At 56.3% G+C, this 22,006-nt stretch carries 19 protein-coding genes; 2 read left to right on the top strand and 17 right to left on the bottom strand.

The annotated features are described in order from the left end of the window. Positions 1-147: 147 nt before the first annotated feature. The 7 genes from ACCI51_RS03960 to ACCI51_RS03930 form a co-directional block, all read right to left on the bottom strand. Positions 148-1,515, bottom strand: a complete 1,368-nt coding sequence (locus ACCI51_RS03960; RefSeq protein ID WP_407070185.1) for an AmpG family muropeptide MFS transporter — start codon at positions 1,513-1,515, stop codon at positions 148-150. A gap of 80 nt (positions 1,516-1,595) precedes the next feature. Next, the gene (locus tag ACCI51_RS03955; RefSeq protein WP_366525561.1) at positions 1,596-2,171 is read right to left on the bottom strand and encodes a YbhB/YbcL family Raf kinase inhibitor-like protein; all 576 of its coding nucleotides are present in this window, start codon (positions 2,169-2,171) and stop codon (positions 1,596-1,598) included. Positions 2,172-2,188: 17 nt separating this feature from the next. Beyond that, positions 2,189-3,175, bottom strand: coding sequence for a threonine ammonia-lyase (locus ACCI51_RS03950; RefSeq protein WP_371842676.1), 987 nt, complete (start codon positions 3,173-3,175; stop codon positions 2,189-2,191). A 102-nt stretch (positions 3,176-3,277) separates the two neighbouring features. Further along, positions 3,278-4,675, bottom strand: a complete 1,398-nt coding sequence (locus ACCI51_RS03945) for an aldehyde dehydrogenase family protein (RefSeq protein WP_371842675.1) — start codon at positions 4,673-4,675, stop codon at positions 3,278-3,280. A gap of 221 nt (positions 4,676-4,896) precedes the next feature. Beyond that, on the bottom strand, positions 4,897-5,772 hold the full coding sequence (gene ampE, locus ACCI51_RS03940) for a regulatory signaling modulator protein AmpE (protein ID WP_371842674.1): 876 nt from the start codon (positions 5,770-5,772) through the stop codon (positions 4,897-4,899). A gap of 105 nt (positions 5,773-5,877) precedes the next feature. After that, on the bottom strand, positions 5,878-6,438 hold the full coding sequence (gene ampD, locus ACCI51_RS03935) for a 1,6-anhydro-N-acetylmuramyl-L-alanine amidase AmpD (protein ID WP_299583649.1): 561 nt from the start codon (positions 6,436-6,438) through the stop codon (positions 5,878-5,880). 167 nt (positions 6,439-6,605) lie between these two features. Beyond that, positions 6,606-8,978 carry a DUF1631 domain-containing protein gene (locus ACCI51_RS03930; RefSeq protein ID WP_371842673.1) on the bottom strand — a complete coding sequence of 791 codons (2,373 nt, stop codon included), beginning with the start codon at positions 8,976-8,978 and terminating at the stop codon, positions 6,606-6,608. Positions 8,979-9,460: 482 nt separating this feature from the next. On the opposite strand from ACCI51_RS03930, the gene nadC reads away from it, so the two are divergent. Then, positions 9,461-10,315, top strand: coding sequence for a carboxylating nicotinate-nucleotide diphosphorylase (gene nadC / locus ACCI51_RS03925; RefSeq protein WP_371842672.1), 855 nt, complete (start codon positions 9,461-9,463; stop codon positions 10,313-10,315). Between the two features lie 54 nt (positions 10,316-10,369). On the opposite strand, the gene ACCI51_RS03920 is transcribed toward nadC, so the two are convergent. From ACCI51_RS03920 to ACCI51_RS03875, 10 genes are all read right to left on the bottom strand, one after another. Then, positions 10,370-11,110, bottom strand: coding sequence for a sulfite exporter TauE/SafE family protein (locus tag ACCI51_RS03920; RefSeq protein WP_371842671.1), 741 nt, complete (start codon positions 11,108-11,110; stop codon positions 10,370-10,372). A gap of 3 nt (positions 11,111-11,113) precedes the next feature. Beyond that, positions 11,114-11,293 carry a cbb3-type cytochrome oxidase assembly protein CcoS gene (ccoS, locus tag ACCI51_RS03915; protein ID WP_299583661.1) on the bottom strand — a complete coding sequence of 60 codons (180 nt, stop codon included), beginning with the start codon at positions 11,291-11,293 and terminating at the stop codon, positions 11,114-11,116. A gap of 16 nt (positions 11,294-11,309) precedes the next feature. Beyond that, positions 11,310-13,754: a heavy metal translocating P-type ATPase gene (locus ACCI51_RS03910; protein WP_371842670.1), complete on the bottom strand. Its 2,445-nt coding sequence runs from the start codon at positions 13,752-13,754 to the stop codon at positions 11,310-11,312. After that, complete coding sequence (locus ACCI51_RS03905) at positions 13,751-14,263, bottom strand: FixH family protein (RefSeq protein WP_371842669.1); 513 nt, start codon at positions 14,261-14,263, stop codon at positions 13,751-13,753. Before ACCI51_RS03905 ends, ACCI51_RS03910 begins: the two co-directional genes overlap by 4 nt. A gap of 96 nt (positions 14,264-14,359) precedes the next feature. Continuing rightward, positions 14,360-15,778 (bottom strand): cytochrome c oxidase accessory protein CcoG, encoded by a 1,419-nt coding sequence (gene ccoG, locus ACCI51_RS03900; protein ID WP_299583670.1) that lies wholly within the window; start codon positions 15,776-15,778, stop codon positions 14,360-14,362. A 138-nt stretch (positions 15,779-15,916) separates the two neighbouring features. Next, on the bottom strand, positions 15,917-16,825 hold the full coding sequence (ccoP, locus tag ACCI51_RS03895; protein WP_299583673.1) for a cytochrome-c oxidase, cbb3-type subunit III: 909 nt from the start codon (positions 16,823-16,825) through the stop codon (positions 15,917-15,919). Continuing rightward, complete coding sequence (locus tag ACCI51_RS03890; RefSeq protein ID WP_299583676.1) at positions 16,825-17,058, bottom strand: cbb3-type cytochrome oxidase subunit 3; 234 nt, start codon at positions 17,056-17,058, stop codon at positions 16,825-16,827. Before ACCI51_RS03890 ends, ccoP begins: the two co-directional genes overlap by 1 nt. Positions 17,059-17,076: 18 nt before the next feature. Next, a complete protein-coding gene (gene ccoO, locus ACCI51_RS03885) occupies positions 17,077-17,694 on the bottom strand; it encodes a cytochrome-c oxidase, cbb3-type subunit II (protein ID WP_299583679.1) in 618 nt (205 codons plus the stop codon). Between the two features lie 11 nt (positions 17,695-17,705). After that, on the bottom strand, positions 17,706-19,160 hold the full coding sequence (ccoN, locus tag ACCI51_RS03880) for a cytochrome-c oxidase, cbb3-type subunit I (RefSeq protein ID WP_252085974.1): 1,455 nt from the start codon (positions 19,158-19,160) through the stop codon (positions 17,706-17,708). Between the two features lie 195 nt (positions 19,161-19,355). Further along, positions 19,356-20,576, bottom strand: a complete 1,221-nt coding sequence (locus tag ACCI51_RS03875) for an argininosuccinate synthase (RefSeq protein WP_371842668.1) — start codon at positions 20,574-20,576, stop codon at positions 19,356-19,358. Positions 20,577-20,897: 321 nt separating this feature from the next. Here ACCI51_RS03875 and pyrC point away from each other — a divergent pair, with 321 nt between their 5' ends. After that, positions 20,898-21,929 (top strand): dihydroorotase, encoded by a 1,032-nt coding sequence (gene pyrC / locus ACCI51_RS03870; RefSeq protein ID WP_371842667.1) that lies wholly within the window; start codon positions 20,898-20,900, stop codon positions 21,927-21,929. Positions 21,930-22,006: the final 77 nt, after the last annotated feature.

Raw genomic sequence — 22,006 nt, 5'->3', positions numbered from 1 at the left:
CACCACCAACATAGACATAAGCGAACGATAATGCCCGAAGAGTACGCCTCTCAGATGCCGGTGGGCCTGTTGGAAGGTGTGGACCGGGGAAGATAGGAGGCCTCGACCTGAAGGTAGAGGCCGACTAGCGAAGGGGGCTTGTGCCGATTAGCCCGGTTGCGGCTCCTCGCCAACCCACTCCCGCTTTTCTCGCCGCCATAGGTAGATAGAGAGCAGGATAGCTGGCAAGCCCATCAAGGCGGCGTAAATAAAGAACTGGGCATAGCCCTGGGCATCGACCACGATACCGGAGAAGCCACTGATAAATTTACCCGGCAGCGTCATGAGCGAACTAAAAAGCGCATATTGGGTTGCCGTATACGCCTTGTTGGCCAGACTGGAAAGGTAGGCAATCAGAACCGCATTGGCGATGCCACCACTGATATTGTCCGCACTAATCACCAGGGCCAGCCAAGTTTTATCTGGTCCAATCAGAGCGAGCTGGGCAAACAATAGATTGGTGCAGGCTACCATTACGGCGCCGAGTATCAGCGGGCGTGCAATTCCGTAGCGTACGACAAAAATTCCGCCGAGGAAGGAACCCAAAACGGTACAAAAAAAGCCAAATACCTTACTAATCTCAGCGATTTCCGTTTTGGTAAATCCCAGGTCCAAGTAAAAAGGATTTGCCATGATGCCCATTGCAATATCACTAAGGCGGAAAATACCAATAAAAATTAATAATACGAGGGCAAAGCGACCGTTACGCTGGAAGAATTCAATAAACGGGCAAGCCACCGCACGAATAAACCACTCCTTGAGACGGCTGTGCTGACCCTGGCCCAGCAAGCGTTCAACCCACATATTCTGGAGCTCTTCGGCCTCCCCATTGACCCGGGGGTGGTTAGGCTCGGCAATCATCAGCGTAGTAATAACACCAATCCCCATCAGCGCAGCCATAGACAGGTAAGCAACCGACCAACTGGCAATATCAGCAATATAAAGTGCACCTGCTCCGGCCACTAACATGGCCACCCGATAGCCAAAGACATAATTCGCCGCCATGGCGCCCTGATAATTTTCATCCATGGCTTCAATTCGATAGGCATCGATGGCAACATCCTGCGAGGCTGAACAGAATGCTACCCACAGGGCAAGCAGAGCCACTTCGGTCAGGGCCAGCTGCGGATTAACACTCGCCATCCCCACGAGCCCGAGGGCCACACCCAGCTGAGAAACGAGCATCCAGCTACGACGCTTACCCAAACCCGCAATTAATGAGGGCAGGCGCAAGTGGTCGATAATCGGTGCCCATAGAACCTTGATCGAGAAAGTAATACCTACCCAGGCAAAAAAACCAATGGCCGTGCGACTTACACCATAGTCACGCAGCCATGCGGTCAGGGTGGAAAAGACCAGCAGCAAAGGAAGGCCCGCCGAAAAGCCAAGGAAGAACATGGTGAGGACTCGGGGTTTGAGATAAACCCGCAGAGTTTGCCCCCATGTTAAATTTTGCTGCACGGTATCCAATTTCACCCCCAAAGCCCCACGGCCGCCCAATCAAGTAGAAAATTTATTGTTGCACTGGCCAGGAAAAATGTTTGGAGACTGCAGGCTCAGTGGCCCCACAGCACTTCAAGCTCCGCCTCGGCCAGCTTGTTGGCATTCACATTAAAGCCCACTTTGGCGGGTGAGGAATTTTCATCCAACGGAAGGGTATCCACTTTCAGGGCATACACGCGAAAGCGATAGCGGTGATCACCGTGCCCTTTAGGTGGACAGGCGCCACCATAACCGGGATTGCCGTAATCATTGCGCCCCTGAACCGCCTCTGGGATCAGACCATTTTTGAGATCCCCCGCCCCCTCCGGCAGACTGGTGACATCGGCGGGGATATTAAACATCACCCAGTGCCACCAACCACTGCCGGTGGGCGCATCAGGGTCGTAAACCATTACTGCGTAACTTTTCGTTCCCTCCGGGGCACCAGCCCAGCTCAGCTCGGGGGAGAGGTTTTCCCCTCCACAGCCACTGTAAACATGAGTCAACGGCATCTTTGCGCCGGGTTTGAGGGAACTGGAGGATAGGGTCAACTGCCCAGCCTGAGCGACCACTGCCACCAGGGAAATCAACAAAGCCGCCAGACCTGTGCTGAGTTTGCAGCCATTAATTTGGAAAACGCCTAATTTCATATCCATTCCTCCAATGATTACTCTTGCACACCGGCAAACAGGCCTGAAACCCTGTCCAGGTCCATATTGCCACCGGTGAGAATGATCGCGACATTCTTATTGCGAAAGCGCGCACCGTGCTCAAGCACCGCAGCCAAACCAACGGCCGCAGAGGGTTCCACCAGTTGCTTGGTGCGGGTCCATAGCAGTTGCATTGCCTGCACGATACCATTTTCTGAAACTGTCACAATATCGCGCACGGTGCGGCGGATCACGGTGTAGTTTCTGCGCCCCAGTGTCGTGCGCAAACCATCCGCAATAGTGTGCGGCTCTTGAGTGGTGATATGCACACCACCCCGCAGGGACCGCTGGGCATCATCCGCACCGGCCGGCTCGGCACCGATCACCAGTACATCCGGTGCCAATGCGGCCATAGCCAGGCCGACACCGGCGAGCAGACCCCCACCACCTACCGGGGCCACAATAACATCCGGCGTAAAGCCCTGGTCGCGACACTGTTGCACAACCTCAAGGGCAACAGTGCCCTGCCCCGCAATAATCCGGCTATCGTCGAAGGGGGGAACGATATGCGCACCCGTCTCCTCCACAACCGCTTTAAGCGCAGCCTCTCGCTCCGCCAGGCTTGGACCACAGGTAACGACTCTGGCACCGTAGCCTTGCACAGCCACGCGCTTCGCTCTGGGCGCCGTCTCCGGCATCACGACAATGCAGGGTAGGCCGCGCCCTGCTGCGGCCCACGCCAGAGCCGCACCGTGATTTCCCGACGAGTGGGTAGCTACCATTTGAGTTGCAGCGGGCAGGTTGGCAACGGCATTGGTGGCGCCGCGTGCTTTGAAAGCACCGACCTTCTGTAGGTGCTCACACTTAAACCAGAGGTTAGCGCCTCCCAGCTGGTCTAGAGACTGAGAGCGAATCAGAGGTGTTCGATGAACAGCGGCAGAGACGGTTTGTGCGGCACAAAAAATATCCGCGCTGGTGGGCAGGTCGTTACGGTCCGAGGGCATAGCGCTTTTGGTCTTAATAATTTATTGCTGAATGTACCAATTCAGAGCCCCCCAAAACCAGTAAAATCCTTTTTAGCCGCCATTAACCTCTCAGCAGTCTTATCACTGCAGCATTTTCAATAGCCTGAATTTCCGCTTGCTATAAGGGGCGTAGCGCACATTGATGTCCAAAATATTTTTACGCTTCATCACCGCTTTGAAGTGGCTGAACGTTTTAAAACCATGCTCTCCGTGATAACACCCCATTCCGCTGGCGCCGACTCCGCCAAATGGCAGGTCCTGTGCCAACATAAACATCATGCAGTCGTTAACACAGGCATTACCCGAACTGCAGCTGGAGAGAATGCGCTCGGCCAAGGCATCGCTTTTGGTAAAAAGATACAGTGCCAGGGGTTTTTCCCGCTGGTTAACGAATGCCTCCACCGCGGCAAATTCATCCAGTTCGATCACCGGCAACAGTGGACCGAATATCTCCTCCTGCATCACCGGGGCCTCAAGGTTGACGGCACGCATCAGAGTAGGCGCCATGTAACACTTTTCGGCATCCACCTCACCGCCGTAAATAACCTCCCCGCCGCCGAGAAGATCAGCCAAGCGCAGTGTGTGCTGGCTGTTAATGATGCGCCCATAGTCGGCACTTTGCTGTGGGTTATCACCGAACATGTCTGTCACCGCCTGCTGGATAGCCGGGACCAGGAGATCAGCGGTATGCCGGGTACACAGCACATAATCTGGCGCGATACAGGTCTGCCCCGCATTGGTGAACTTGCCCCAGGCAATTCGCCGCGCAGCCAATTCAATATCGGCATCGTCGGCCACAATACAGGGACTCTTGCCCCCGAGCTCCAAGGTGACGGGCGTCAGATGTTTGGCGGCGGCGGTCATCACAATTCTCCCGACCCGCCCCCCCCCGGTGTACATGATATGGTCCCAGCGCTGCTGCAAAAGATTGGTAGTTTCGGCCACAGCCCCTTCGACACAGGCAAAGGCATCGCGATCGAGGTACCTGGGCAACAATTCTGCGATCAGACTGGAAACCCTGGGAGCCAGCTCCGATGGTTTTACCACGGCACAGTTGCCCGCAGCTATCGCAGGAACCAATGGCGATAACAGGAGCTGTAATGGGTAATTCCAAGCACCAATAATCAGGACTACCCCGAGGGGTTCTGGCTGGATATAACTGCTGGCAGGTTGGGCCAGCAACGGAGAGGACACTTTACGTGAGCGAACCCAACGCTTCAGGTATTTGAGGGTGTGGTCAATATCACTGTAGAGAAAAGCAATCTCGGTCAAATAGGCCTCCTGCGGGGCCTTGTTCAGGTCTTCCCCCAGTGCCTGCATAAAACGAGATTCATTTTCGCTGAGCATCTTGCGCAACTGACTTAACTGACGGCGCCGCCAGTTAAGCTCCTGGGTAACGCCACTGCGAAAATAGGCTCGCAAACCGGCAACCAGCGCTGCGGTGTCCCCACCACTTGCCACACTGAAATCTGACAGCATTTGCTCTCCCAGTATTGAAACCTTCAACCCAGACATCCCCCAATGAGTATATGACGCCCGCAGCCGGCCCTTCGACCGGGATACGCAGCGGGCGCAATCATCTGGGATGGTGGTTATAAGTCAAGCAACTGGTAGTAATTTTTCCCAATAAAAATACTTAAAAGAGTATAAAGACACTAAGAATACCGTTACCTACTGGAGCCGGAGCCTACAGGTCCAACTCAGGTAAACAGGACCGTCAGCGCCAACACGGTAATCCACAACAGCAGTGATCTGGACAGAAGCGCCTGCAGCCCCTCGATCTCGGCGCCACTCTGACGCTGAACCTGAGAGATATCATCGGAGAAACGGCACTCGTTGGCATTAATTCCTCCCAAAGCACCCTCGAGGTAGGCTTCAAGCACCTGGGCGGTATCGCGCTCGCGGCACATCAGGCACTGGCGCCATGCGCGATAGCAGCCGGCAAAATTGCCCACAATGGCAAAGCTGAGCCCCATCACACGCACCGGAACCCACTCCAACAGCCACAGCCAGCGCGCAGCTGAGATCTCCCGCTCAGTGCCCCGGGCTCGCTCCGCATACAGGGCGCTGAGCCGGAACAGCAGTGCGCCGGGAATACCCAGCAGGATAAACCAAAACAGTACGGCGAAGAGTCGCTCAAAAGCACAATAGGCCGCGCCGCGAAATACCTGCTCGTGTAATCGGGCGCCCTCGCCTGCCCCTTCGTGGATTTCCCGCAGAAGGGGCCTGGCTGCCTCGGCAGCGCCTTTTAAATCGCCTCGATACCAGCTGCGCAGGTAAGTACTCAGAATATCATTAAAATTCCCTCGCCCCAGGCAGTAGAGCAGTAGAGGAATTCCCAGTAAAAGTACCCCCAACCCACCTGCGGAAGACTCGACAAAAGCCATGGCCAGGGCCGCGGCCAAGACCGGTGGTAAGATACTCAGCCCGAGTAACAGTCCGTCTTGACCTTGTAGCTGAGGCGCCTTTTCAACACGGGCGCTCCAGCGGTCAAACCAGCGATCGCGATGCAGAGGCCAGCCCGATCCCCAGATTTGCACCAAAGCCAAAGTCATTAAAATAATCAGCAAAGTCATAGCGCTGCCGCGTCAGTTTGTAGTGGGTTTGGGTAAACCGGCACAAAAATACCGGGATTCGATTGTAAGGCGGCAACATACATGTGCAATGTCGCCGACAACATCCTACTCGGCGATTTTTTTTACTTCACCCAGATATCGCTGCCAATCAAAGCCGGGGCCAGGGTCCAACTTGCGCCCCGGGGCAATATCCGAGTGCCCGGTAATTTTATCTCTATCGATAGCGGGATAGGCCTGCATGATGGCAGCGCTCACTTCAGCTAAAGCCAGATACTGGGCGTCGGTATAAATATCGGTATCCAGCCCTTCGAGCTCAATACCGATGGAGAAGTCGTTACAGTTACTGCGCCCCTGGAATTCAGATTTTCCCGCGTGCCAAGCGCGCCTATTCAGAGGCACATACTGGGTGACGACACCGTCGCGATCGATCAGCAGGTGTGCAGAAACCTGTAGCGCAGCAATTTCCGCAAAATAGGGGTGGGCATCAATATCCAACTGCCCCAGGAAAAAGGTATCGATATAAGGGCCGCCGTACTGACCCGGTGGCAGGCTGATGCTGTGGATCACCAATAGATCCACAGGACAGTTTTCCGGCCGGCTGTTGCAGTGAGGGCTGGGAACCCGGCGCGCCCCGGATAACCAACCGGAATCCACTTGATATTTCAATCTGCGATCTCCGCTCCAAAACTACCACCCCGATTGGCCTCGGGGTTTCAGCAGTTACCATTTTATGGAAGCGTTGATCGATATGCCAATCGGTTTGGAGCAGTCTAGCGACAGAAGTGCAGTGCAAGAAGCGCTCTGCAGGGCATAAAAATTTAGCGCTTTATACCCTAACGCTGCTCGCTACGCTTTTTACGTACATTGCCAATAACCGACTGCAGGGCGCGCTCAAACAGCATACCGTCGTCGAGGGGTAAGAGCTGGGTCGAGCGCAGCGCATGGGCCAGCTCCAGGCGTGCAAACTCCGCCACCTTGGCACCGTTGCGGTTTACAAAAATAAACTGATCAATATCGCGGATCACTGCCGCCAGACGGCAGCGAAACTGTTCGTCCTCAGAGCGTTTCAATTCGAACCAACTGCCCTGAGCCAAGCGGAAAGTCATTTGCCAGTGAGGATCCTCTTCATCCAATGGCGCCAAGCCCTCCTGCTCCACAGTGGTCGGAGCAACTTCTGCCTGGGCAACAGCCTGCTCCAGCTCTTCCATTGGCGGCACGGCGACTTCTACCTGAACATCGTTAGCACCCACCTCAACTCGCCCATCGTGCGGCGGAGCCTCAATTTCCGGAGACGCTGCGGCGATACTCTCAGAGGCAGTACTCTCAGCTGTAACACCGGTGGTCTCCTCAGCAGAGTCCGTGACGGTCGCCGCCTTGAGCTCACGCGCCACCTGCTCTTTGACCTGGCGCTCACGCTCCTCGGTCAGACGCTGTGCCAGGGCAAAACGCTCGCGATAAATTTCTTTAAGGCCGGCAAACAAGCCGCGCGCCTCAAAAGCGTTGTAGGAGAGCGCCTCAATACCTTCGCGCAAACGCTCCTGCAAGGCGGGGAGAAGACTCAACAGTTGCTTGCGCGCCTCTGGCATCGGTGCCTGAACGCTCCAGACAAGATCCCGCGCGGTGCGCACATCCCGACTCCAGGCCGCGCTCTCGGTACCCTCCTTGACACAGGTGAGGAACAATACATTATTCCAAACCTTGTTGAGCCAGTCCTGTACCACCGGGGGTAGGTCGCGCTCCGCCACCAAGGCATCCATAACCGCAGCCACACGCGCCCGAGCGGCCTGAGTTTTCGCGCGGCCATCCGCCTCGTCTACGACCCGGCGCTCAAGCATTTCCGCCCGCTTGCGCTCGCGCACAATAAATTCCCGCAGGGATTCCAGCAACGCAGAAAAAATATGGATATCCCGATCAAATTCATTCAGGGCGCGCTCAACAATCTGGGAAATTTCCCGATAGAGCGGATCGGACTCATATTGCTCGGGCGCCTGCCAACCTGTCGCAGCATCGGCGAGCTCGTTAAGCAGTTTTCGCGCCGGGTGACCACCTTTACTGAAAAAAGATTTATCCGCGATAGCTACCTTAAGTAACGGCAACTGCAGACGACCGAGAAGGGACTTGATCGGCGTTGCGAGACTGCGATCTTCCAAAATAAAGGAAAACAGCATCTCCACCAGCTTGATAACATCACTGTCCACCTTGGCCAGCGACGCCGCCTGATTAGACTCCACCAGACGCTGTTGCAACAATTCACCGACATTGAGCAAGTGGGCGACGCCACTGTCCTGATAGTGCGTACCGCTTTGCAAGGCTCCCAGGTGACCGAGAAGGTCCCCCGCCGGCATCGGTGTCATACCCGCAGCGGAGGGGACAAGACCCGGAGCAAAATGCCCGCTAACCGGAACCCCCTGAGCAACCTGACCTGCGGCCTCCCCCATGGCCGAAACCCCGGCAGGGGCCTGAGTGCCACCCGCCGCGCGCGCAGCAGAGTAACCTGGGCGTTGTCGCGCCGCGCGTTGCTGCTCCCTCAGGGAGGGCAACACCCCCTGCTCCACTAACAGCTGGTTGCAGAACTCATAAAATTCACGCAGTTGCTGCATCACAAGCTGCTCAAATTTCTTCAGTAGGGTGAGGCGGGCGCGAATATGTAAGTCGAGGGCCTGGATCGCATCGACAAACGCATCGCAGATAACATCCGGACCCAGGGGATTGTTCTTGTCGTATACCTTCACCGCGTAGAGAGTATCCAAGCGCAGGCACAGCTCGGTGAGGGGTTCGGCGAAATCACGCTTGGCACTGGCGACCATAGTATCCGCAGCTACCAGCTGCTCTAGGTCATCATTGTGTACCAACGACAGATTATCCGGAGCGAAACTGGGCTCAGTCTGAGCCTCCTGACGAATCTGGAAAGCCCGCTGAACATTGTCGACAAAACGCTCGGCAATATTGCGACGCTCCACCCGCAACAGGCGCAAGGCCTGGAAAAGCCCATCCTGTTCCGCTTGACCATGGGCGCGCTCGGCCATGGCGAAAAGTGAATCGTCCACTTTGCCAAACAGTGTCTTGACCCGCTCGAATAGCTGGGTACAGGCCTTATCTCTCAACAGCGCAACCGCCGACGGCAGGACCGCAGGCTTAACCGCATTTGCTCCCGAGCGCCCTGCACTTTTCTCTGAAAGGGAAACTACCTTGCTGGATTCACTCATTCCAAGGGGTCCTTCAAATACCATCCGGCGTCTTGCACATTTGCTGACTGAACGCTTGCCAGCCGGAAAAGCCGCGATAAATAACCAAGCCTCACTCGCTACCGGCGACACTTCTCTCAAACGTTGATCGCAGGACGGGGGTTACATTGCCGCAACTAATAAAATTTTCTCGACATCCTATTCAAACCAAACCAAGTAACTGCTTGATTTTGCTTATATTTTGAACGCACTAAGGTAAATCATTTGAACAGTGTGCGCCGGGCAGGCTCACATTCATAGCCGCGCCTACCAACACTGAATTTTACCCATGGTCGCGGCCTTATTGACATAGTTTCGCGACACATTTGAGAGGTTTGTCACAGCGAAATGTTGGAGCAGCTGCTAGCTGAGAAGTTATCGACTTCAACACCCGGCCGAACACAGACAATCCAAAGCGCACCGCTTTTGGTAAACTGCGCGCGCGTTTATATCGAGATTTGCCCATGCACCCGAAAGACTCCCCCATCCCGAACATCATGACCGACCTGCAAAGGGCTGTGCGAACGGCGCTGGAGGAGGACATCGGCAGCGGCGATATTACCGCTCAACTAATCCCCGCCGAGCGCAGCGCGCGCGCGCGTGTGATCACTCGTGAGGACTGCACCCTGAGCGGGCGCGCCTGGGTTGAGGAAATTTTTCGGCAGCTGGACCCCAGCTTGCAACTTACCTGGCATTTTGCTGACGGCGACCAAGTTGCCGCTAATAGCGTACTATTTGAGCTGCAAGGCAATGCGCGTGCGATCCTCAGTGGAGAAAGAGCCGCACTCAATTTCCTGCAAACGCTCTCCGGAACCGCTACAACTGCCGCTGAATTTGCCGCACGCGCCGCGGGCACCGAGGTGAAGATCCTCGACACGCGCAAAACCATTCCGGGTCTGCGCAGCGCGCAAAAATACGCCGTGCTGTGCGGCGGCTGCCACAATCACCGCATCGGTCTCTATGACGCTTTTCTCATTAAAGAAAACCATATCGCAGCCGCAGGCGGCATCGATAAGGCGGTCGCTCAGGCGAGAACTATTAAGCCGGAAGCGCTGGTGGAGGTCGAAGTGGAAAACCTCGAAGAACTGCAGCAGGCACTGGCCAGTGGGGCCGATGTGATTATGCTCGATGAGTTCAACGATGCGGACACCCGTAGTGCACTATCACTGGCCAAAGGTCGCGCGAAAATTGAAATTTCCGGCAGTGTCGATCGGGAGCGGATCGCGCAGCTGGCCGAGCTTGAAGTGGACTACATCTCCTCGGGCAGCCTCACCAAGCATTTGCGCGCAATCGACCTGTCCCTGCGCATCGAATTTTAACTCGGACCTAATGAACCAAAAGGGCACCGCTCGATTGCGGCGCCCTAAGCACCCTCAGTGATGGTGGTGAGACTCCTGCGCCTCCACCTGGGGAGACTCCATAGCTCCCATAGCCCCATGGCTAGCGTGCCCTCCGTGGCCCCCATGACCGAGTGCGCCCCACAGGGTCCAGAATCCAAACAGCATAATTGCCGCGGCAAAACCCAGACGTACCCCCGGCTTCTGTACAATGTTACGCACTTGCACAGCAGCGGCACCAGTGGCCAGCATGGCCGGTAAAGTGCCCAAGCCGAAAGCGAGCATCGCCAGCGCCGAGCGCTCGGCACTCCCCTGAGCCAGGGCAAAAGTCAGTGCGCTGTAGACCAACCCGCAGGGCAGCCAACCCCACAAAGAGCCCAGCGCCACGGCCTGGCCGGCGGAACGCACCGGCAGCAACTTCGCTGAGAGCGGCTGCACATAGCGCCACAGATAACTACCGCCTTTCTCGAGCCATACCAAGCCACGCCATATTCCCGCCACATAAAGCGCCATCACGATCAGCATAATGCCCGCGGCAAATCGCAGTGGTGTGAGCGCCGGAATCACCGCAGCCCCCAAGGCACCGGCGAGGCCTCCCATCAGTGTGTAACTGGCGATACGTCCCAACTGGTAGGAGCCGAGTTGTATCCAAGCGGTCTGCCTACCGGGTACCGCCATACCCAGGGCACCCGAAATGCCCCCACACATGCCAATACAGTGGCTACTGCCGAGAAAACCGATGGCGAGCGCCGCCGCCAAGAACCCCCAATCCCCCACGAATTACTGCTCCTTTTCCCCAGGCTCCGAGGATGGCCCCTGAAGATCGTCTTCAAACAAAATTCTGCGCCCCTCGGTTTCCAAGTCGTCATACTGGCCATTGTTTACAGCCCAGAAAAAAACTTTGGTGGCGAGAGCGACAAACACTACCGCAATAGGAATCAAGAAATAGAGACTGTCCATGCTTCACTCCTCTGTATTAATCCGCAAATCCGGGCTGTAGGTCCGGCGCACGCCTGGCGATTCCCCCCTCTGGGGATTTGGCGCGGGACAAGCGCAGAGCATTGACCACTACCACCAGGGAACTCAGTGACATACCCATAGCCGCAGCCCATGGAGGTACCAAACCACATACCGCCAAAGGCAGAGCGATGGCGTTATAGCCCAGAGCCCAAGCCAGGTTCTGACGCACCACTCGGCGACATTTGCGCGCCAATTCGACAGACTGTGCCAGCACCTGCAAGTCGCCATTGAGCAGGATGGCATCGGCGCGGGACTGGGCCAGGTCGGCAGCGGACATCATCGCCACCGAAGCGTCCGCACCCGAGAGTACCGGCACATCATTGAGGCCATCTCCCACCATCAGAACGGCTTCCCCTTGACCCTGAAGCTGCCTCATATGTGTAAGCTTGTCTTCAGGCGATGCGCCGGCACGAAAATGTGCAATACCCGCCTCGCTCGCCAGGCGCTGCACCTCACCGGATTGATCGCCACTCAGCAGCTCCACCGACAACCCCATCCGCCCCAGCTGCTCAACGGCTTGTGGTGCGGACTCGCGCAATTTATCCCCGAGGGCGATCCAGGCCACAGCGCCGCGATCATCGGCAAGCAATAACCACTGCCCCTCGCCTTCCGGGGCCTTTTCTGGTTTAGACACGGCGAAATCCGCGCGTCCCAGACGATAGCGGACATCGTCTATGTACCCCTCGAGGCCACGGCCTGTGTGAACCTTAAGCTGGCTTGCAGTCAGATTGCCACGCCAGGAACGAAACGCCCGCGCCAGCGGATGGTGAGTTTGCGATTCGAGAGCGGCGGCGACATCCTTAACCCGCTGTTCAGTCCAGCCGTCGCGTATCAAATTAATTTGCAGAATGCGCGGTTCGCCGCGAGTCAGGGTGCCGGTTTTATCGAACACTACCCGACTGATCTGCGGCAGGGTTTCCAGAAGGCTGCCACCAGCCACTAGCAGCCCCAGTTCCTGCAGGCGTAAAGTGGCTGAAGCCAGTGCCGCCGGCGTAGCCAGGGAAAGTGCACAGGGACAGGTAACCACCAGCACTGAAAGGGCGACCCAGAAGGCCCGACTCGGGTCCAGCTGCCACCAGACCGCAAATGCCCCCAGGGCCGCCAGCAACACCACTCCGACAAAAATACCGGCGACCCGGTCCGCCAGAGCAACCTGACTCGGTTTATCCAATTGAGCGCGCTCCACAAGGCGCTCGATCGCCGACAATCTTGTGGATCTACCCGCCGCAACCACCCGCACCGTCAGGCTCGAATCGCCATTGACACTGCCCGCGTACACCGGGCTTCCCATCGCCTTCTGCTGCAGGGCAGACTCGCCGCTAAGCAACGATTCATCCACACCACTCTCCCCCTCCAGCACCTCGCCATCGGCGGGAACCGTATCACCCGGGCGCAGTAAAATACGGTCACCCTCGGTCAGGGCCGCCACGGGAATATGCGTGATTTCATCGCCTGCAAACTTGGCGGCAGTCATCGGCAGCAGCTGGGCCAAGCCGCCGCTGGCCAGCCCGGCGCGGTGGCGTGCACGCATCTCGACAGTACGCCCCAGCAGCAGGAAAAAGGTGAACATGGAAATGGATTCGAAATAGACTTCACCAGTACCGAATACGGTGGCATAGAAACTGGCACCGTAGGCCAGGCCAATGGCGAGGGAGACCGGCACATCCATGCTCAAATGCCGTGCGCGCAGACTGCGCAGGGCCGCACTGAAGAAAGGGCGCGCGGCGTAGAACACCACGGGTGTAGCCACTAGCAGGGATACCCAGCGGAAGTAGCGCTCAAATTCACCCACATCGCCACTGCCAGCGCCAAAGTAGAGAGCGATGGCGAACATCATCACCTGCATGGTGCCGAGACCCGCAACCCCGAGGCGGCGCAGGGCCGCGCGGTGCTCGCTCTGAATCACACTTTCGCGATTGGCGGCGGTTGCCGGCGCAGGGCGATAGCCGATGCGCTCCAAGGCTTCAAACAGATCACTGGGTTGGATCTGCTCGGGGTCAAAAACAACTTGTGCTCTCTGGGTGCTGGCATTGACCGAGACTTTCTCAATTCCGGTCAACTGCCCCAGGTGCTTTTCGATCAACCAAACGCAGGCGGCGCAGGTGATACCGCCGATCAGCAGAGCCGCCATTTTGGCCTCGCCATCCCAGTCGTGTACAAACTGCTGTTGTACCTCGGGAAGGTCGTAGGCGCCCCAGCGATCCTGCGGCTGACTCTGTTCCGGCCGGTCGCTTTGCTTTTCCCTGTAACGGTAAAAGCCGTCGAGCCCCCCTGAGACAATGGCGCTCGCCACAGCCTCGCAACCCGGGCAGCACATGCTGCGCGAGGTACCTTCGATAACAACCGTGTGATTGCTACCGGCGGGAACCGGGAGCCCACAGTGATAACAGGGAGATGTCATTGACTGCCGGGGTTCATGGGCGCTGCATTGCCCAGGTCGAAGTTAATCTCTCCCTTGAGGCGCCACTCAGCCTCCTGGTGCGCACGGGGGTCCAGCTCAGGCATCAGACGCAGGTACCAGCGGCGGTTCAATTCACCTGGAACCGCACCGGAATAACGCCCAACAGAAAGCTGCGACAAGAGAATATGCTGATCCAGATCCTCTTCCACCGGATGACTCAAGGTGAGCAGCAGCTCCTCTGGGTAATCGGTATTGCCATTTAGCTCTAGGGTGACGCCACCCTCTGCACGTTGGAATTGCACCAGCGCTGCCAGTCCCAATGCTTTTGCACGCTGGTCCTGCTCGGCGGAGAAGTGGTACATACGGCTGTCTTTGTAATAGGTATCACTGACCTGATCATCAGCGAAGCGCACGGCTATGGAAACCGTGATAGAGGACACTACAACCACCGCAATCAGCGGTGCCAGGACCATCCAGGCCCAGAATTCCCGATACCAGGGTTTCGACATTGGTTCATTCATCGCGTTACCAAAATTACCGTTTTGTGCAGAAAAGCCAAGCCCGCCTGAGCGGGCCCGTACTTTGCAACGGGAACGGCGTCCCGTCTACTGCTTGGGACCAATAAATACCGTTCGATGCTTGTTGACCAGCTCCGGGTCATCGACAGCCTGCACCACGATCACGATATCGTGTTTGGTATCCTTCAGCTGCGTTTTGGGCACACTTACCCGAATGGGTACCGGATAAATTTCACCGGCCTTCAGGTAGATGTTGCTCGGCTTGCGCACCGAATAGTCATAATTCGGATTGCCTTCAACGCGGATGCTGAACTCATGCGCCGCCTGATCCATATTGTTGATCTTCACGGTGTAAACATTCTGCACTACCCCACGGGAAACCCTAAACATACGGGCACCGCGGTCGCGGGTAATCTCCGCCTCAATAGGGCTGCGAGTCGCCACTTGGTGCGCAAACAATCCTATCATGGCCAGCAGAACGACTGCGTAGCCAAACAAGCGCGGACGCAAAAAGTTGGTCTTGCCCGTTTGCAGCTCGTCCTCGGAGGTGAAACGGATCAAGCCTTGGTCATAACCCATTTTGTCCATGACACTGTTACAGGCATCGACACAGAGACCGCAGTTGATACATTCGAACTGCAGACCATCGCGAATATCGATATCCACCGGGCAAACCTGTACGCACCAGTAACAGTCGATACAGTCCCCCATACCTTCGGCTTTGTAGTCGACGTTTTTCTTGCGCGGACCGCGGGTCTCCCCACGCTTGGCATCGTAGTAAACAGCGAGGGTATCCTCGTCGTACATCACCGATTGAAAACGCGCATAGGGGCACATGTACTTGCACACCTGTTCCCGCAGGAAGCCCGCATTCATGTAGGTGGCAAAAGTAAAGAAGGCAACCCAGAAGACACCCTGTGGATGGGCCTCAAATGTGGCCAGATCCACCACCAACTCGCGAATGCCGTAAAAGTAACCGACAAAAGCCAGGGCCGTAGCCAGCGAGATCAACAGCCATATCGCATGAGTCCCCCCTTTGCGCAGAGTTTTTTCCACACCCCAGGGGGCCCTATCCAGCTTCATGCGTTTATTGCGGTCGCCCTCACAGACTCGTTCGGCCCACATAAACATCATGGTCCACACCGTCTGCGGGCAGGTGAAGCCACACCACACACGCCCCATCCAGGTGGTTACAGCAAAAAGAGCAAAAGCGGCAATGATCAGTAACCAGGCGAGCAGGAAGCCGTCCTGGGGGCCAAAGGTTGTCCAAAGGATATGGAATTGACGGGTAGGAAGATCAAAGAAGACCGACTGACGCCCGTCGATATTGATCCAGGGAATAAAAAAGAAAGCCAGTAACAGCGGCAGGCCTGTGTACTTGCGTATCCGGGTATAAATACCGCGGATATGGCGAATGTATATCTTATCGTCCGACTCATAGAGCATCCGGTAACGGACTTCGCCATTACCTTCCTGCTCCTCACGGGTGGGTATCAAGTCACTCACAAAAACCTCACTCTCACACGGGCAAAATCCGCACGTGGGCACAGGTAGCCACTTATGTTGAGGCTTTTATCTCCGTCCCTGCAGCACCCGGAGTTCCTTCTAAAAAAATAAGGCCCAGCATAGCTGGGCCTTATTCGATTACTGCTGTTCCTCGTCCTGCTGAGACAGGCTGTAGACATAGGCCGCCACCAGGCGAATCTTGTCTTCACGCAGTTTGTCCTTCTGCGCAGGCATCATATTGGTACGCCCACCACGTATCGTGTGCTGGATCTGCTCGCGGCTGCTACCGTAAAGCCACAGATCGTCGGTCAGGTTCGGGGCACCCAGGGCTTGATTACCCTTGGCGTCCATTCCGTGACAGGCCATACACACGGTGTTGAACACCTTCTGCCCCTCGGCAGCCATGGCCTTATCGTGGTCCAGGCCATTCAGAGAGAGCACATACTCGGCGGTGTTCTTCACACCCTCTTCACCAATAACCGGGCCCTGTGGAGGCATCATGCCCTGACGGCCGTTGTTCAGGGTCTCCAGGATTTTCTCCGGGGTACCGCCATACAGCCAGGCGTTATCAGTGAGATTGGGGAAACCGAAGTTACCACCAGCATCCGCCCCGTGGCACACGGCGCAGTTGTTGGCGAAAATGCGCCCACCCATTTTGCGAGCCTCAGGGCTCTGGGCAATTTCCTCAATCGGCATATCGAGATATTTGCCAAAGTGCTCGTCAAACTTCTCCTGCGCCTTGGCCTGGGAGGCCTCGAGAGCGCCAACAGAAGACCAACCGCTAACGCCCTTGAAGTTACCCATACCCGGATAGATCACCAGATATCCAACAGAGAATATCAACGTGGCGATAAACAGCATGAACCACCACTTGGGCAGAGGGTTGTCATACTCCTCGATACCGTCGTATACGTGGCCGGTTGTTTTGTTTTCCGGTTCAGCCTGGTCGTCCACTGCCACTTTTCGGTTGGCGAACAACACCCAGGTAATCAACGCCAGATTGGCGAGGGTGAGTACAATTACCCACACACTCCAGAATGTACTCATTACTTGTCCTGCCCCTGTTTTCGTTCAGTTCCGGGCTTTTGCTCGGATTTGGATTCATCCTTCTGAGCGGCCGACGCGTCCTTGTCCGCTTGTTGCTCATCATCGGCAAATGGCAAATTGGCATCTTCTTCGAAGCGCTTCTTGCGCTTCGGAGAGAAAGCCCACCAGCAGATCGCCAGGAAGGCCAGTGATCCCAGAACCAATCCGATTTCCCGTAAAGTTTCGATAGTCACGAGTTTCCTTCCCCGCTATTAGCGTTTTTGAGTAACCAGAGTACCCAGCTGTTGCAAGTAGGCGACCAGAGCATCAATTTCCTTCACTTTGCCGCCGACAAATGGCTTGGCCGCATTGGCGATATCTTCATCGGTGTAGGGAACACCCACTAGGCGTAGAGCTTCCATTTTGCGCGCGGTGTAGTTGCCAGTAACCACATTGTCGAACAACCAGGGGTAGGCCGGCATGATGGACTCAGGCACTACACTGCGCGGGTTGTACAGGTGTGCACGCTGCCATTCGTCAGAAAAACGACCACCTACACGAGCCAGATCTGGACCGGTACGCTTGGAACCCCACAGGAAGGGGTGCTCGTACACGGATTCCTGCGCCATGGAGTAGTGGCCGTAACGCTCCACCTCGGCGCGCAGCGGGCGCACCATCTGGGTGTGACACACGTGGCAGCCTTCGCGAATATAGATATCGCGGCCTTCCAACTGCAGCGCGGTCAGCGGTTTCTGACCCGGCAGAGGGGTGTAGTTTTCCTTGGTAAAGAACTGCGGGACGATCTCCACTAATGCACCAAAGCTAATGGCGATAATGGTGAAAAAGATCATCCAGCCGATATTTTTTTCTACGATGTCATGATTCTTCACGATCTAAACTCCTATGCCGCAGGCACTGCTCGAACGGTGTTATCGGCTTCGGCATCGTTTACTTTTTCAGTAATCGTGCGGTAGACGTTGTACGCCATCAGCAGCATACCCACGAGGAACATGGCACCGCCCAACCAGCGCACCACATAACCTGGGTGGCTCGCAACAACACTCTCCACGAAGCTGTAAGTCAGCGTGCCGTCGGCGTTAAATGCGCGCCACATCAAGCCCTGGGTAATGCCGTTCACCCACATCGCAGCGATGTACAGAACAGTACCGACAGTGGCCAACCAGAAGTGCGCGTTGATCAGCTTGGTGCTGTACATCTCGCGGCGCTTCCACAGTACCGGAACCAGGTGATACAGAGCACCGATAGAAATCATCGCAACCCAGCCGAGAGCACCGGAGTGCACGTGGCCAATAGTCCAGTCAGTATTGTGCGACAGGGCGTTCACCGTTTTGATGGACATCATCGGACCTTCGAAGGTGGACATACCGTAGAAGGACAGAGAAACCACCAGGAAGCGCAGAGTCGGATCGGTACGCAGTTTATGCCAGGCCCCGGACAGGGTCATGATGCCGTTGATCATGCCGCCCCAGGAAGGTGCCAGCAGAATCAGGGACATAACCATCGCCAGGCTCTGCGCCCAGTCGGGTAGCGCTGAGTAGTGCAAGTGGTGACCACCGGCCCAGACGTACAGGGAGATCAGTGCCCAGAAATGCACGATGGACAGCTGGTAGGAATAAACCGGACGGCCCGCCTGCTTGGGTACGAAGTAGTACATGATGCCGAGGAAGGCGGCGGTCAGGAAGAAGCCTACCGCATTGTGGCCATACCACCACTGGATCATCGCATCCTTGGTACCGGAGTAAATGGAGTAAGACTTAAACGGAGCAACCGGAATTTCCAGATTATTAATAATATGGAGGACAGCGATGGTGATGATGTAAGCCCCAAAGAACCAGTTCGCCACATAGATGTGGGAGGTCTTACGCTTCATGATGGTGCCGAAGAACACCAGTGCATAAGCGACCCAAACCACAGCGATCAGGATGTCGATTGGCCACTCCAGCTCGGCGTATTCCTTGGTGGAGGTGAAGCCCATCGGCAGGGTAATTGCCGCTGCGACAATTACGACCTGCCATCCCCAGAAGGTAAAGGGAATCAACCAGCCGCCCCAAAGACGAACCTGGCAGGTGCGCTGCACCACATAATAGGAGGTGGCAAACAGAACACTACCACCGAATGCGAAAATTACCGCATTGGTGTGCAGTGGCCGCAATCGTCCGAAATGGGAGAAGGGCTGCCAGAAATCATTGAGCTCGGGCCAGGCCAGCTGGGCCGCAATCAATACGCCCATGCCCATACCAAAAATGCCCCAGACCACGGACATGATGGTGAACTGGCGCACGATATTGTAGTCATAGTCCGGCACAGGGCCGGTCTTTGCCACCGTTGTCGTCATGTTTATACTTCCGTTGCTTTTAAAATTCGGTTCCACAGAGCGGGGCTCGCCCACCACTGGGTCTGCAGCAGTTATGAATGAACCTATCTAATGCGCAATGAGCCTGTAGGCATACACACAGCTGTCACTGTCGGCCAGATAAGGATTTAAGCGCATCCGTCTCCGGCCTTGGCTGATCTAAATCAACTAAGTCGACTAAATCAACTTTCTTCCTTTACCGGCCGCGATACGCAACCGCAGTGCGTTGAGCTTGATAAAGCCCTCGGCATCTTTCTGGTCGTAAGCACCGGCGTCGTCTTCGAAAGTAGCGATACGCTCATCGAACAAACTATCCGCAGAGCGACGCCCTACTGCGCTCACACTACCTTTGTACAATTTGAGGCGCACTTCGCCGTTCACCACAGCCTGGGATTCATCGATCGCAGCCTGAAGCATGCGACGCTCCGGGGACCACCAGTAACCGTTGTACACCAGCTCGGCGTAACGCGGCATCAGAGAGTCCTTCATGTGCGCCACTTCGCGATCCAGGGTAATAGACTCGATCGCCCTGTGTGCCTTCATCAAAATTGTGCCGCCGGGTGTTTCGTAACAACCGCGGGACTTCATCCCCACATAGCGGTTTTCAACGATATCCAGACGACCAATGCCATTGGCGCCGCCCAGCTTATTGAGTTTTTCCAGCAGAGTGGCCGGGCTGAGGCGTTCACCATCGATGGAGACCGGATCGCCCTGCTCAAAACCGACGGAGATATACGTCGGCGCTTCCGGCGCGGCTTCCGGGCTTACACTCCAGCGCCACATATCTTCCTCGGCTTCTGCCCAGGGGTCCTCGAGGTTACCGCCTTCATAGGAGATATGCAGAAGGTTGGCGTCCATCGAGTAGGGAGACTTTTTCTTGCCGGAAGAGAAGTCCACGGGAATTTTGTGCTGCTCGCAGTACTGCATCAGCTTTTCGCGAGAATTTAAGTCCCATTCCCGCCAGGGCGCAATCACCTGAATACCCGGCTTCAGCGCGTAGGCGCCCAGCTCGAAGCGCACCTGATCGTTGCCCTTGCCGGTAGCGCCGTGGGAAATAGCATCGGCCCCGGTTTCGTTGGCGATCTCGATCAGGCGCTTGGCAATGAGTGGACGCGCAATAGAGGTACCCAGCAGGTATTCCCCTTCGTAAATCGCGTTGGCACGAAACATCGGGAAAACGAAATCCCGCACATATTCTTCGCGCAGGTCATCGATATAAATTTCTTTAACACCGAGGGCCTCGGCCTTGGCTCGGGCCGGCTCCACCTCTTCCCCCTGGCCGATATCCGCGGTGAAAGTTACCACTTCACAACCGTAGGTATCCTGCAGCCAGCGCACGATCACTGAAGTATCCAGTCCGCCGGAATATGCCAGTACCACCTTCTCGATTTTGCTCATTGCTGTCCTCTGCTGCCGAAATTTCGCCGCCACAGTCAAAGTGCGGCGACCTGGATCACCTGTCTGCGAAGTTTGTATTGTTCTGGGGGAGATTATTCTTGGAGGTATGCCCAGGATCGGTATTTATGGCCACAATAAATACCCACACAGTTTATCGGGGCGCGATTGTAGCGCCTCAGATCGCGATCGACTAGCGCCAAGGCGTTAGTCGATGCAATTGACTACTTTTTAACCGGCTGGTGCATCGCATTTTTTACCCGCATCGGGTAGCATGCGCGCCGCACAGTGACTCTTCTACAGCTATTAATACTCTGGAGTACCATGACGGAGCAACTCACTCTTCGCGCCCCCGACGACTGGCATATTCACCTGCGTGACGGCACCGCCCTGGAACGCACCGTTGGCGATGCCGCCCGACAATTTCACCGCGCAATTGTGATGCCCAACTTGGTGCCCCCCGTCACCACTGCCGAGGGTGCAACGGCCTATCGGCAGCGCATCCTCGCGCAGGTTCCGGCCGATCGCTCTTTTGACCCGCTGATGGTCATCTACCTAACCGATAAAACCGATGCCGAAGTCATTCGCCAGGCCCACGCCGCAGGCGTAATCGCCGCGAAGCTCTACCCCGCTGGGGCCACCACCAACTCCGACTCCGGGGTAACCGATATCACCAACATCTACCCCGCCCTCGAGGCGATGCAATCCTGCGGCATGAAGCTGCTGCTGCACGGGGAAGTAACCACTAACGATATCGACATTTTCGACCGCGAACATGTGTTTATTGAGAACACCCTGGCGCCCCTGGTCGACGATTTCCCCACGCTAAAAGTAGTGCTTGAGCACATCACTACGGTCAATGCGGTGGAGTTTGTGCAAAACGCCCGCGAAGGGGTGGCCGCAACCATTACCGCGCACCACCTGCTGTACAATCGCAACCACATGCTGGTTGGCGGCATTCGCCCGCATTTTTATTGCCTGCCGATTCTCAAGCGTGGCGATCATCAATCCGCGCTGATCGAAGCGGCCACTAGCGGCAGCCCCAAGTTTTTCCTCGGTACCGATTCCGCCCCCCATGCCCAACACAAAAAAGAGCATGACTGCGGCTGCGCCGGCTGCTATACCGCCTTCTCGGCCATCGAACTTTATGCCGAGGCCTTTGAACGCGCCGGAAAGCTGGACAAGCTCGAGGGCTTCGCCAGCAACTTCGGCCCGGATTTTTACGGCCTGCCCCGCAACGACGACACGATCACCCTGGTCAAACAGCCATGGGCCTTGCCTGAGAGCCTGGATATGGGTGATGAAAGCCTGATTCCTCTGGCCGCCGGTGAGACCCTGAACTGGAAACTCGTATAATTCCGGCCTGAGCCCACGCGGGCCCTAGGCCCGCTGACACCCTGTCCCGCCGGGCTCTAGCATCCCGGCCCAACTGA

Source organism: Microbulbifer echini (assembly GCF_041447225.1).
GTDB classification, from domain to species: Bacteria; Pseudomonadota; Gammaproteobacteria; order Pseudomonadales; family Cellvibrionaceae; genus Microbulbifer; species Microbulbifer echini.
The sequence above is the reverse complement of the archived record's forward strand: the minus strand, read 5'-3'. Positions and strand labels throughout refer to the sequence as shown.